Source organism: Kolteria novifilia (assembly GCA_007748055.1).
GTDB lineage: Bacteria > Planctomycetota > Planctomycetia > Kolteriales > Kolteriaceae > Kolteria > Kolteria novifilia.
Genome location: CP036279.1, coordinates 3,094,949 through 3,107,665, shown reverse-complemented (window position 1 = coordinate 3,107,665; position 12,717 = coordinate 3,094,949). Strand labels below are relative to the sequence as shown.

The window sequence follows — 12,717 nt, the reverse complement described above, 5'->3', positions numbered from 1 at the left end:
ACCAACTCACGCCTTGTGGTCGTGGTCTTCTGACCATGTCTTGTTCGAGGTTCCGCCCGAGTCGCCGCCCGGTTCTTTTCGACGGGCCACCACCCAAAGGTGCGACGACAGACGGTGTTGGGCGAGAAAGTCCTGGAAGGGCCGGCCCAACTCGTCCCAGCGATCGAGGAGGACCGTTTGAAGAAAGGGCTGCCGATCCAGCGAGTGATGTTCCGCCATCACCGCGCCGCGTACCAATTCCGCGTCGAGGCGCCCCGGCGTCTCGACCACCTCCGTCGTGAACCCTTCGCGCGCGAGCAGAAGGGGAAGCGACTCGGGATGAAAGTAGTTCAGATGCTCGTGATCGAACGTCGAGGACTGTTCTCGCAGGGCGGAGACGTCGAAGCCCCGAACGTTCGGGCAGCTCAGGACCAGCATCCCGCTCGGCTTGAGCATACGCCGGACGTGGCCAAGGAAGTCACTCGGGGAAAAGAGATGCTCGATCACCTCGAAGGCCGCGACGACGTCCGCGACTCGCGATCGCTCCGTCTTCTCGACGGGTTGCTCCCAGACCTCGAACCCCCGCTCGCGACAGGTCTGGGCGAGATCGGGAGTCGGTTCGAGGGCGATGATCCGCTCGAAGTGTCCCGTGTGCCGGACCTCCTCGCAGAAGGTCCCGAAGGCGGCCCCCACCTCCAAGAGCGTCCCCCCCGCGAAGCCGAATTGGCGGCAATAGTCGACAAGACGCTCGACGCGCGGCTTGAAAATGCGTTCGCGCCGCGCCGACTCGCTGGCGGGAAAGATGTGCTTATTCCAGTAGGCGTAGTTCTTCGATTGGGCATAGAAGCGTTCGAGCAGGGCTAGCGACGGGCGCGGGCTGGTGTAGACGGTGCCACAATCCTGACACTCGACGTACGCGAAGCCATCCTTCGACCCGTAGTCACCCGCCGCGTCTTCCCCGCAAGCGGGGCAGTCGACGTCGACCCATTCGTCGCGGCGTTCGAGAAGATACTCGCGGTCGGCGATCACGCAACTCCGCTTGGCCTCCATCATGGCCGCGGGGCGAATCTCCTCGACGCGAAGCGCTGATGCGCAAGTCTCACTCATGGCGCACAAACCTCTCCCGGAGGCTCGGGTCATCGAGGTGCACGGGGCCGTAGTCACTTGGCTCGCCCCAAATATTGTGCTTGAACCAGCGATCGTTCTCGATCCACCAGACGCGCGGATTGCGGAAGCGATCGGCGATGCGATCGAACTCCTCCTCGGTCATGCCGACGTAGTCGAGCCAGCGTTCCAAATCGTGCCGTGGTTTGATGTGATCGAGCCGTCCGACCAGTTCGACTCCCTGGTCGCGAGTCAGGTAGCCGTCGCGAATGTCCTTGGCGGCATGATCCGAGGCGCGACCGTAGCCGAACTTGATGAACTTCATGTAGTCGTGGATGCCGTTCTCGTGCATGTCGTCGAGATTCGACATTCTGCGGTAGGTCCGTTCGAAGGGCTGACGCGCGAACTCGAATCCGTACTTTTCCTGCATGAGCTTGGCGTGCTCATTCGGTTTCCAGGGAAAGAAGTTCCCGATGTAGATCCCGCGAACGCCGACGCGATCGAGATCCTCGTCGGAGGGATACTGGAGCCAGGAGAGGTCGCCGGGCGTCAGTCCCTCGTCGCCGGCGATCATGTCGGCGGGACTGTAGCCGCGCATGTCGTGCTCGAAGACGGTCCGCTTATTGTACTCGACGTAGTCATCGGGCGAGAACATCCCCGAGACCGACCACGTGATCTCGCCCCAAACGACCAAGGGCACGCCGAAGCGGACCGCCATCTGGACGGGGATGGTCTTGATGCCGGCATGGCCATGCCAGTTCATGTCGCCCATCTTCTTGAAGCAGAGGCGATTGAGCTTCTTGAGCGTCTCGATACTTGGGCCGAACGTCACGTGATCGACCCCGAATACCTCGCGCATCCGGTCGAGATTCGCCTGTCCCTCGGGCAGGTAGTTGTTGCCGTGGTAGGTGACGAGCAGAGGATTGAGGCCGTAGACGTTCTTGATCAGGTGCGTCTGCCAATAGCTGTCCTTGCCACCACTGACGGCGATGATGCAATCCCAGTTCGAACCGCTCTTGTTTCGGTACTGATCGATTAACTCCTCGAATCGCGAGCGTCGCCCCGCCCAGAATTCGGCGGTCATCAGAGGCTTCAACTCCTCCCACAGTCGGCAGGCGCTACAGATCCCCTCGTCGTCGAAAAGTACGTTCACGGCGCACTCCGGGTAGATGCAGCGTTGGCAGTAGCGCATCGGCTGGATCGCTCGACGTGAACTTCCCAAGTGGTCAATGACTTGCAAGGCTCGGCTCCCGAACGTTGAGTCCCGCCTCGAAAAGGCTTCGTTTCGCTTTGAGCACGCTGTTCTCGGAGTAGTTGAAGATGTTGGCGGCACTGACGGCGTCGGCTTCTCCCTCGATCAAGCCGTCGGCGAGATGTCCCCACTGTCCGACCCCACCGAGAGCGATCACCGGAACCTGAACCGCGCGAGCGATACTCCGTACCAGCGGCACGTCGTAGCCCTGGCCGGTCCCGTCGCGATCGATCGACTGGATGAGAATCTCGCCGGCCCCCCGCTCTTGGCACTCCTTGGCCCACTGATCGGGAGACCGTCCCGTGGGGCGTTTTCCACGCTCGGCGAAGACCTCCCACGTCTGATCGACTGTTTGCTTGGCATCAATACAAACGACGACGCACTGTGCTCCAAACTCCTTCGCGCAGCGATCGATGAACTCCGGCTCGTGCAAGGCTTGGGTGTTGATGACGACTTTATCGGCTCCGTTGGCGACGCGTTCGGCGCAGTCCTCCACGGTTCGCAGTCCGCCTCCAAAGGCCATCGGCATGAAACAGCGCCGGGAGATCTCCCGCAAGATCGACAACAGATCGGAAGTCCGCCCCTGAGCCAAGTCGTCGCGGCCGAGGTCGTAGTCACGACGGCCGCTGATATCGAGGTAGATCAGTTCATCCGAGGCCCAATCGCTAAGTCGTTCGACGATCGTCGCCGGATTCCCCAGGAGTTGGTAGCGACCGAAGCGTTTGCTTTGCACCACGACTCCCTCGCGCAAGAGCACCACGGGAATGAGTCGGTTCTTGAGCATCTCGATGAATCCCGCGACTGGCGCTCTGTCAAACTTCCCATTTCGAGTTGCCGGTTGTGTGCCTCGTTCTCACTGGCCGACAAGCAGCCAGTGGCACCCGAACATCAGGTCTCAACGGTACCCAAGGCTCTTTCTGAACGCGCCGATCCGGCTTCCGCCGCGAACGCCAACTCACGCTTCCATCTGGGCGTGCGCCTCGACCCGGCGGTAGAGGTACTCGCGATAGTCCCCCCCGTGACCGTGGAACTGATCGAAGTGCTTCGACACGAGCGACAAGAGACTCTCGTCGAGCGGGTACGCCGATGCCGGGATGCGTTCGTGCCCCCGGTTGACCACTCCCCAGCGGTCGACATTGTTGTGCCAAAAATAGACGTCGGTGATGTGCCCGATCCGGTCGCAGTACTCGGCGAGCGTTCCCCTGGGCATCTCCGACAGACTGAAACTATTGACGACCAACGCCGCGCTTCGTTCGGGAACGCTCGCCAGTGCGAAGTTGGGAAGCAACAGCGACGCCAACCCGGAGCGTTCGCCCCAGGGAATTTCCCCCTCACCGTAGAGGAAGTGTCGACGATCGGGCAAGCAGCACAGCAAGTAGTACGCCGCCAGCACGAGCGTCTCGGGGAGATCGAAGTCGACGTACGTGACATCCGCTCGATCGCGGAGCAGGTAGTACGCCATCCCGCCGTACCCCGCTCCAATCTCGAGGACCCAAGGCCGCTCGGCGTCACTCACGAGGCGCTGGGCCTGCGTCGACAGGGCGTGGAAACGAGTCGCTTTGGGAGCGACCATCACGCCGTCGATCACGTAGCCCCAAGGGTTGCCGACGTCGGGAATTCGCAGCGACTCTGGTGAAGCATCGACGAGATCATTCCAGATGAGGTAGTTGCGGACGACACCGGCCTGGAAGCGGCTCGTCGCCGGCTCCTCGCGAGCGACCAATTGCTCGAAGCGAGCGTATTCTTTCACCAATGGCCCGAGTTCATTGCGCCAAAAGCCGCGAAGCAAGGCGAGACTCGCGTCGATATCCCCTTGGCGAAGCGGCTCGTAGAGACGTTCACGCTCCTCGTAGAAGGATGCCCACTCGCCGCCGATTCGGTACGGGCCGGAAGCGTGCCGCTGCCCCTCCTTGGCATGTTGATACATCCGCGCCACCCGCTCGACGATCCCGCGATGAAGCGCGTCGGGCAACTGGTCCGTGCGATCGGCAAGCCCTTTCTCCAACGAGGACTCGGACAGATGCGGTTCAGGATCGAATGCGTTCTTGATCATCAACGGGACCTGATCACCAGCGAGCCATCCGCGACGCTCGGTCGCCCTTGCCGCGTCGGCTCGTCACCTCGGGTTACCTCGAAGGACGCAAAGTTCTCCAGTAGCTTCAATCCATCGCGTTGGCTCTTCTCGGGGTGGAACTGGACGCCGAAGATATTGCCGCGCCGCACCGCAGCCGCGAAGGGACCACCGTGCAAGCAAGTCGCGACTGTCGACGTCGGATCGCTGGGCTCGATCACGTAGCTGTGCACGAAGTAGAACGCCGGCGCCGACATCCCCTCGAACAGGGGACAACTCGGATCGTAATCGACCTCGTTCCAACCGATATGCGGAACCCGAAGCCCCACCTCCTCGGCTCGCAATCGCTTGACTTCACCAGCGACGTACCCCAGCCCCGGATAGGTTTCGAACTCGTGGCCAAGGTCGGCTAGCAACTGCATGCCGACACAGATCCCCAGAAAGGGCTTTTTCCGTTCGACCACGTGATCGCCGAGAGCGTCGACCAATGCCAGCCGTTCGAGTTTCCGCATCGCCGACGCGAACGCCCCGACTCCGGGCAGGATCAGTCGATCGGCGTTCTCCAAGTCCTCGGGCGTCCGCGCCAACGTCACATCGAGCCGCAGATGTTCGAGCGCGTTGAGAACCGAGGTCGTGTTCCCCGCGCCATAATCGATCAGCCCGATCCTCTCCATCACACCACCCTTTGCCGAGCGAGAAGCGGCTCGGCGCGAATCGTCTGAGTCCGTTGCCAATGGCATTCGAGGATCTCCTGGGCGATCCGCGCGGCGCCCCGACGATCCATCAAACCGTCGCAGGCGCGGTGCATCGCGACCAGTTCCTCACGGTGCTGCTCGAGGTGAAGAAGATTGGCAGTCGCGACATCGATCGCCGCGTTCAGGGGGAAACCGGCCGTCAAGCACGTTCCTCGCTCGACCAGTTCCCGCACCAGGAAGACGTGTTCGGGCTTCTCAAAGATGTTGATCGATGGCAGCCCCGCGAAGACGGCTTCGTAGGTCACCGTGCCGCCGGCCAGAATCGCCAGGGCGCAACTGCTCATCACGCGCCACATCGAATCGCTGGTCTTCGCGAGAATGATCTCATGCTGCGTGTCGCGTTTGACGCAATCGACGAGGGCCTCGTAGGAGTGTCCGTAGCCCTCTCCCAGGAGCACCCAAAAGAGCATCCGCCTCGGAAGCGACTTGATGGAGCGGAGTACTTCGAGCGTCTTGTTGCCCGCGTCCGATCCTCCCATCGAGATCGCCACCGCCATCGGCTGCTGATTGATGTTCTGCTCGTACTGCGCGGCGGAAATCTTGACGCACTGTTCGCGCACGACGGCGTACTCGAGCCCGCTGCGCACCTCGCCATCGAACCGCTCGAGATCCCAGTCGGATCCCTGGCATCGCGTTCGGTGGAAGAACAAATCGGTCGACGTCAGATGATCGAAAATCGGGGAGACCGACACCGTCATGCAACGTCGACTCACCCGCTGGTAGAGTTTCTTCGAAAGCTCGATGAGATCGAAAACGACAATGTCGGGATCGTACGCGTCGATGGCCGCGATGACGCCCGGCTCATCATCGACGATCTGGTAGGTCAACCCGCGACCGGCCAGGAGGGCGTCGACATACTCGTCCCCGATGACCACCACCCGCACCGAGGTCCGACGCGCCATCTCGAAGGCGATGGTTCGCGAACGAATCACGTGACCGAGACCGACATCGGTCGAGCCACGACAGATGAACAGAACCCGAGAGAGGGGTTGGTCGTGCATCATGGGAGTTACACTTTCGATTCAACGGGTGAATCGCGCGCTGCCGAATCGTCACCGGTCGCGTCCCTGCGGAACCATTTCACCCTAGCTGATCCAGCCGCATCACGCTCCCGAAGCTGTTTCGCTCCGCCCAAAGCACCAGAGAACAACTCTTAACGCAATTTCTGGACACCTAACGATAGCTCACGGAATGCAGACCATTCGTCACCCGTCCGGGAGAACCCAGAAAATTTCAACAAGAGCGTATTAACGTCGTGCGGCGAAGAGCGTCAACCGACGACTTGGGCGTGCCCCCGGATATCGACGCGACTGGCCGTGATTCACTTGTAACGTTGGAAGAACCTGTCACCCAGTAGGTCATAAGGCGCGCACGAACGCGAGAAAATGATTCTCGCGTGAAGAAGGGATGAAGTTTCGGCGATCGGCCTGTTCCTTGCCGGATCACCCGAGCGACCGCATCCGAATCGCTCCGCCGGGGTGCCGCATCGAGGCGGCAACGTCAAACTCGAGAGACGAGTCCCAACACCCGGTTGGCGTCACGTCGCTTCCGTCCAGTCGAGCGTGTCGTAGTCGAACGGGGCGAACCGAGCGATCGCGTGCGCCAGGGGACGACCGATCAACAGGCTCACATCGTTCGGCCGGAGCGTACCCTCCGGGCGAACGATCAGCACATCCTCTTCGCGAATCACCTCGCCCGGCTGCATGTCGCGGGCGGCATAGAGTCCCCGTCGAGCCCGCTGCTTGACATTCCGCTCCGACTCGCCGAGCTTGACGTTGGGTCGGCTCAGCGCATCCTCGGCGGCGCGCACATCGGCGACGAACCGCTCGAGCATTTCCGGCTCCATCGCGTAGGCGTGATCGAAGCCCTCCGCCCCGCGGTCGAGCGTGTAGTGCTTCTCGATCCACGTTGCTCCGAGACAGATTGCCATCGCCGCGGCCAGGCTGCTTTCGGTATGGTCCGAAAGGCCGACCGGGAAGCCAAAGGCAGTCTGAAGCGTCGTCAAGAAAGAGAGGTTCATCCGCTCGAGCGGACAGGGATAGACGGATACGCAGTGCAGCAGCACGATGTCGGTGTTCCCCGTCGCGACGATCTGATCGACCGCCTTGTCGATCTCGCCGAGTGTCGCCATTCCCGTCGAAACGATCATCTTGCGACCCGTTTCCCCCACGCGCCGCAAGAGCGGTCCGTTGTTGAGGTCACAAGATGCGAGCTTGATGTAAGGCGGATCCATCGACTCGAGCAACTCGAGCCCCCGCTTGTCGAAGATCGAGGCCGACAGCGACAGGTCTTTCTCTTGACAGTACTGGTGAACCTCCCGGAACCCCTCCTCGTCGAGCATGCCGTCGAGTCGCTTCTGAAAGACCTCGTTGGGTTGGTAACCCTGTTCGGTCAGAAACTCGGGCAGATAGAGCCCCTCCGGGAAGAGAAACTGAAACTTGACCGAGTCAGCGCCCGCTCGCAGGGCGACGTCGACGAGTTCCCGGGCCCGTTGGACGTCGCCTCCATGGTTCGTGCCCGCTTCGGCGATGACGTGAATTCCGCTATCGAGGGACAAGGCTACTCTCCGCGATCGTGACGTTTCTGGCGATCATCTCGCTCAGTCGTTGACTTGCGCCAGCTCTTCGACTTGAGCCCGAAATTGCTTGAGGACGTCGAGATTCAGTTTCTGCAGCGAATCCCAATGGGCGCGAACTCCCGCGCGGATCTCGGGGAGTTCTTCGAGTCGGCGGTAGCGATCCGCCACCTGGGCCACGACGTCATCGTCGCCCGTCATCTCGATGTTCCAATCCCCAAGCCCCACCGTCTCCATGAGACTCTGGCAACGCTCGTCGTAGCTGATGTTGATCGACGGCGTCCCGAACGACATGCATGGTAGCGTCGCGTGCAAGCGGTAGCTCACGCTCAGCGTACAGGTTCTCAAAAGCGAAAGATAGTAGTAGACGTCCCCCGTGTAGAGGTACTCGATGTCGCTGAAGGTGGTCGCGAACGGAATATCGCGATGATCGTGACAGAGCAACCGGATCGGCCCGAGCCCAAGGTCGCGAAGAAACGCGATCAAGCGCGTGATGTCATCGCGAACGCTCGCTTGCCGACGGAGGGGAATGTTCATCAGCTCGGGATTGCGCACCGAGAGCAAGACGCCCGACCGGTCCCCTTCGGTCAACCGCGGCAGCCGATCGGCCACTTGATCGATGAAGATCGTCGGACACGCGCCGAGTTGACACTTCTCGATGCCGAGCCCTTGGAGATGATCGTACGTCGCTTGGTCCCGGGCCAGCGAGAAACTCGCCTTGCGGTTGAGTGCCTCGATCGTGCGATCGGGCATCACGTCGGTCCGCGTCACCAGCTTCCAGTTGCGATCGTGGATCCGCCCGCGCGAGAGGCTAAAGAGGAGCATCGGCGGTTCGAGCATCGGCAACGCGTCGCCATCGACGGTGAGTTGGCCGTTCTCGTAGAGGTTGCCGCCGCCCACGATCACGCCGTGGCCGTATTGGTTAATCTCGTGGATCGTCTTGGAAGAGAGCCCCGCCTTGACGTGACTCTCGAACCGGGAAATCGCCGGCAGGGAAATGACGTTGACCACCCGGCCGAAGGCTTGGTGCAACAGGTGACGCAGCGCCAAGTGAATCACTTCGTTGCCGACGTTGAACCCCTTCGGATGGATGCAAAACAACGTGATCAACGAGTCTCTCCTGTTGGAGCCAACCAAGCGACAGCCTCTTTGTAGGTCAGCACGTCGAGTGAACGCGCCGTCCTCCGCAGCATCTTTTCGATACGAAGCCAATCCTCTTGCGTATCGATCGTCAACCGTGTTTCGTGCAGGTCGGGACGACACGGCTCGAGCGTCGCCGTTCGCAGCGTCTCCCCATGGCGATACAGATATCGCGTCACGTGCTCAAGATCCTCGCGATCGCTCATCAAGTCATAGCGGTCGGCAAAGGCGTCGCGGCGAATGACCTCGACACTCACGCCGTAGGGATAGGTTCGTGGAACGAGATTGGTGATGAAATCGTACTCTTCTCCCTTGGCCAGGCGACAGCCGATGGTCAACAGTTGCGGATCGACGAACGGACTATCGCCGTTGACACGGGCGAACCATTCGAGCTGAAACGCCTCGGCACAGCGCAACATCCGGCCAGCAACATCGTCCAGCGACCCTCGAAAACACGCGATCCGCTCCGAGGAGGCGTAGCTCGCGATGGGGTCGTCGACCGGGCGATCGGTCGTCGCCAAGATAACCCGCCCGTTGAATGGTTCGACGCGCATGCATCGAGAAACGATGTGACCGACCAGCGGTCGTCCGGCCATCGACCGCAGCGCCTTCTCGGGTAGCCGAGTCGAATCCATTCGGCAAGGAATGATCGCGCCAATGCGCACCGAACTCTCCTCCTTTGGGCGGGCGAACCGTTCGAGGTACAGACTCTCTCGAAATGGGAAAGGGTCACAACGATCGGTCCCCGCATCCCCCATTCCCGCCGACTGTCGTTCCATTCACCATCTTGGTGGCGGGCCGCGCCTTTCAGTATAGCGGCAATTCACCGCCGAGCGATTCGCCCAGTGGATTCGATTGCCCATCGGGCAGTTCTTGGGAGTGGAGATTGACTTGCATGGCCCTCGACGGGTACGAATAAGAGAAGGGCCTGGTCCCCTGCATCCGCGTCATCCTACCCAAAGGGAAACACGTCATGAATCACGACCCACGCCAAGCGCCGGTCGCCCACGATCACGTCTCACGCCGAACGTTTCTGCAGTGGTCCGCCGTGGCTTCCGCGAGTAGCCTTCTCCCTTCCCTTGCCGGCGCGGAGCCGTCGACCAATTCCTCCAACGTCACCGCCGAAGGTTGGGTCAAGGAGTTGCACGACTCCCTCTCCAGCGATCAACAGAAGGCGATTTGCTTTCCCTTCGATCACTCGCTCCGCAAGAAGGTGGCCAACAATTGGGCCATCGTCAAGACGGAGGTCGCCGACCTGAAGCCGGCCCAGCGGGAGATCGTCGATCACATCCTCCGCGGGATTTGTAGCGAGGAAGGCTACGAGAAGTTCCAAAAGCAGATGGAGGAGGATTCGGGTGGTCTCGACTACTACCACCCCGCCATCTTCGGCAAACCCGGCGCCAGCAAGTTCGAGTTCGTCCTGACCGGTCGCCACAACACGATGCGCGCCGATGGCAACTCGGTCGAGGGCGCCGCCTTCGGTGGGCCGATCTTCTACGGTCACGACGCCGACGGCTTCCACGAGAAGCCTCATCATCCCGGCAACGTCTTCTGGTACCAGGCCGAGCGTGCCAACGAGGTCTTCGGAGCGCTCGACCCCAAGCAACGCGACAAAGCCCTGCTCGGCCGTGCCCCGCGCGAGAACGATATCGCGTTTCGCAACGCGAACTATCCGGGCCTCGCGGTGAGCGAGATGTCGAGCGATCAGAAGGATTTGGTCAAGCAAGTGATGGCGGACCTGCTCAGTCCCTACCGCAAGCAGGACGCCGATGAGGTGATGGAGTTGATCACCGCCAATGGTGGCCTCGACAAGATCCATCTCGCCTACTACAGCCAAGACTCCCAGGGGAACAACGGCGACATCGGCGATGATGGTGTTTGGGACATCTGGCGGCTGGAGGGGCCGGGATTCGTGTGGCACTACCGCGGCAAGCCCCACGTTCACGTCTACGTCAACATCGCCGACGTCGACAAGATCGTCGCCGCCACTTAGGTCGGACCGAGTCCGCCCGCTGGACAAGCCTTTGTGCTCCCCCTTGTCCAAGGGTTAGACTCTCTGGTGCTCCCCCTTGTCCAAGGGGGAGATAGAGGGGGTCTCCCCAAAAGGGCTCTTGCCCCGCAGCCATCCTCCCCTTTGCCGACTTCCCTGGAGACTTCTACCCCGCGTAGGGTTCTTCGGTTCGCGGTTCGACCAGCGACAAGCGACCGCCCTCTCGAAGTTCACCCGCCTTATAGAGCGTGTGAGCCAGCATCTGCGGAGCCGCTTCGAGCGTCACCGCCGAACCGGCCTCCAACTGCCGCCGCAGGAGCGTCACCATCACCGCGACGCTCTGGGCATCCATCTCCTCCACGCCACTCATGTCGAGCCAGACGTCCCCGAGCGTCTCATCGAGGTAGTGGTCCCAAAAGTGCGCCAGACAGTCGCACCGTGAGGAGTCGATTTCCCCTTCCATGCGGACGATGAAGCGGTCGCCATCGAGCTCCGGACGAAGTTTCATCGGATTCACGCCGATTCCTTGGCGGCATCGGGCACGATCTCGAAGGATCCCGAGAGTTCCGGCGGGATGCGGCGCGGCATTCCCGACGCTAAATCGATGTACGCGTAGTTGGTTGACGCCTCGGCCAACAGTGTGCCGTCGTGCTCCCGAATGATCTCGTAGCGGCGCAGCGACGTCGCCCGGTTCATGTTCGCAACCCAAGTCCGGATCGTCACTCGGTCGTCGACCAGCGCCGAACGGCGATAGGTGATCTGATGCTCGCGCACGACCCAAACCTGCCCTCGTTCCAAGTAGCGTTCGGTCGTCCAACCCTGTGCCGCCGAATGGCGCACCGCGGCGGTGACGGCCCATCCCAGGTAGTGGACATTGCTGGCGTGACCGAGTTCGTCGATCTCCTCCGGAGTGACGATGTGGGTGTCTTCGAAGATTCGCGGCATGAGGAGGACTCCTTCCGTGGAGGATCGCCTAGTCGTGTTCGGGCGTCGCGGCGGGTTCACTACTCGCCGGTTCAAAGAGTGGCGAGCGCCATAGCCGGGCCCAGTGAGCCCCGTAGCGGGCGACCGCCCAAAGGGTCTCGATCGCGTAGACCGAGGAACGCCAAAAGTTGATGCTCGAGGCCTCGTTGAAGTAGCGCACCGGCACCGGAACATCGCCGAGGCGAAATCCGAGCGCCACGCTCTGAACGAGGAACTGACTATCGAACACAAAGTCGTCGGAATTGCGCGAAAAGGGGACTTTTTGGAGCACTTCGCGCCGATAGGCGCGGAAACCGGAGTGAAAATCGCCCAGATTCTGCCCAAGTGAGACATTTTCGATCGTCGTGAGGGCTCGGTTGGCCAGGTACTTGATCAGAGGCATGCCGCCGTCGAGCGCCTCGCGTCGCGTCCGGATCCGCGAGCCGAGCACGACATCGCAGATCCCCAACCGAATGAACCCGAGGGCCAAAGGAACCACGCGACTATCGTACTGGTAGTCCGGATGGATCATGACGACGAAGTCCGCCCCTTCGTCGAGCGCCTTGAGGTAGCAGGTCTTTTGATTGGCGCCATAACCTCGATTCTGTTCGTGGCGAACTACCTGAAGTCCCATCGACTCCGCGAGGTCCGCCGTCCCGTCCCGGCTGGCATCATCGACCAGGATCACATCGTCGACCACCCCCGGCGGGATGTCGGCGAGCGTCCGCTCGAGGGTCCTTGAGGCGTTGTACGCCGGCAATACCGCGACAACGCGCCCTCCGGCGTTGGCATCTTCTGGTGAACGGAGGATCGACGACACATGAAAGGACATGAAATGCGAGTCGCTTCGACGAAGATTGACTGGCTGACGACGTAACGCCGAGGCGG

13 protein-coding genes are annotated in these 12,717 nt (G+C 61.4%); 1 reads left to right on the top strand and 12 read right to left on the bottom strand.

Annotated elements, in window-relative coordinates; all coding sequences use genetic code 11:
• Positions 1-6 precede the first annotated feature (6 nt).
• From Pan216_RS11425 to Pan216_RS11385, 9 genes are all read right to left on the bottom strand, one after another.
• The gene (locus tag Pan216_RS11425; RefSeq protein WP_419193536.1) at positions 7-1,086 is read right to left on the bottom strand and encodes a class I SAM-dependent methyltransferase; all 1,080 of its coding nucleotides are present in this window, start codon (positions 1,084-1,086) and stop codon (positions 7-9) included.
• On the bottom strand, positions 1,079-2,323 hold the full coding sequence (locus Pan216_RS11420; RefSeq protein ID WP_419193535.1) for an N-acetyl sugar amidotransferase: 1,245 nt from the start codon (positions 2,321-2,323) through the stop codon (positions 1,079-1,081). The genes Pan216_RS11425 and Pan216_RS11420 overlap by 8 nt, the downstream gene beginning before the upstream one ends.
• Complete coding sequence (gene hisF, locus Pan216_RS11415; RefSeq protein ID WP_145258120.1) at positions 2,310-3,119, bottom strand: imidazole glycerol phosphate synthase subunit HisF; 810 nt, start codon at positions 3,117-3,119, stop codon at positions 2,310-2,312. The genes Pan216_RS11420 and hisF overlap by 14 nt, the downstream gene beginning before the upstream one ends.
• Positions 3,120-3,290: 171 nt before the next feature.
• The gene (locus tag Pan216_RS11410; RefSeq protein ID WP_145258119.1) at positions 3,291-4,388 is read right to left on the bottom strand and encodes a putative sugar O-methyltransferase; all 1,098 of its coding nucleotides are present in this window, start codon (positions 4,386-4,388) and stop codon (positions 3,291-3,293) included.
• The gene (hisH, locus tag Pan216_RS11405; protein ID WP_145258118.1) at positions 4,388-5,080 is read right to left on the bottom strand and encodes an imidazole glycerol phosphate synthase subunit HisH; all 693 of its coding nucleotides are present in this window, start codon (positions 5,078-5,080) and stop codon (positions 4,388-4,390) included. The genes Pan216_RS11410 and hisH overlap by 1 nt, the downstream gene beginning before the upstream one ends.
• A complete protein-coding gene (locus tag Pan216_RS11400) occupies positions 5,080-6,165 on the bottom strand; it encodes a hypothetical protein (RefSeq protein ID WP_145258117.1) in 1,086 nt (361 codons plus the stop codon). Before Pan216_RS11400 ends, hisH begins: the two co-directional genes overlap by 1 nt.
• Before the next feature lie 533 nt (positions 6,166-6,698).
• Complete coding sequence (locus Pan216_RS11395) at positions 6,699-7,718, bottom strand: N-acetylneuraminate synthase family protein (RefSeq protein WP_145258116.1); 1,020 nt, start codon at positions 7,716-7,718, stop codon at positions 6,699-6,701.
• Positions 7,719-7,760: 42 nt separating this feature from the next.
• On the bottom strand, positions 7,761-8,846 hold the full coding sequence (locus Pan216_RS11390) for a polysaccharide pyruvyl transferase family protein (protein WP_419193534.1): 1,086 nt from the start codon (positions 8,844-8,846) through the stop codon (positions 7,761-7,763).
• The gene (locus Pan216_RS11385) at positions 8,843-9,541 is read right to left on the bottom strand and encodes a cytidylyltransferase domain-containing protein (protein ID WP_419193533.1); all 699 of its coding nucleotides are present in this window, start codon (positions 9,539-9,541) and stop codon (positions 8,843-8,845) included. The genes Pan216_RS11390 and Pan216_RS11385 overlap by 4 nt, the downstream gene beginning before the upstream one ends.
• 308 nt (positions 9,542-9,849) lie before the next feature.
• Here Pan216_RS11385 and Pan216_RS11380 point away from each other — a divergent pair, with 308 nt between their 5' ends.
• Positions 9,850-10,869 (top strand): DUF3500 domain-containing protein, encoded by a 1,020-nt coding sequence (locus tag Pan216_RS11380; RefSeq protein WP_145258113.1) that lies wholly within the window; start codon positions 9,850-9,852, stop codon positions 10,867-10,869.
• Positions 10,870-11,032: 163 nt separating this feature from the next.
• On the opposite strand, the gene Pan216_RS11375 is transcribed toward Pan216_RS11380, so the two are convergent.
• From Pan216_RS11375 to Pan216_RS11365, 3 genes are read right to left on the bottom strand one after another with little or no spacing between them, the layout of a single operon-like run.
• Positions 11,033-11,374, bottom strand: a complete 342-nt coding sequence (locus Pan216_RS11375) for an STAS domain-containing protein (protein WP_145258112.1) — start codon at positions 11,372-11,374, stop codon at positions 11,033-11,035.
• A 5-nt stretch (positions 11,375-11,379) separates the two neighbouring features.
• Positions 11,380-11,811 carry an acyl-CoA thioesterase gene (locus tag Pan216_RS11370; RefSeq protein ID WP_145258111.1) on the bottom strand — a complete coding sequence of 144 codons (432 nt, stop codon included), beginning with the start codon at positions 11,809-11,811 and terminating at the stop codon, positions 11,380-11,382.
• 28 nt (positions 11,812-11,839) lie between these two features.
• A complete protein-coding gene (locus Pan216_RS11365; RefSeq protein ID WP_145258110.1) occupies positions 11,840-12,661 on the bottom strand; it encodes a glycosyltransferase family 2 protein in 822 nt (273 codons plus the stop codon).
• Positions 12,662-12,717 lie beyond the last annotated feature (56 nt).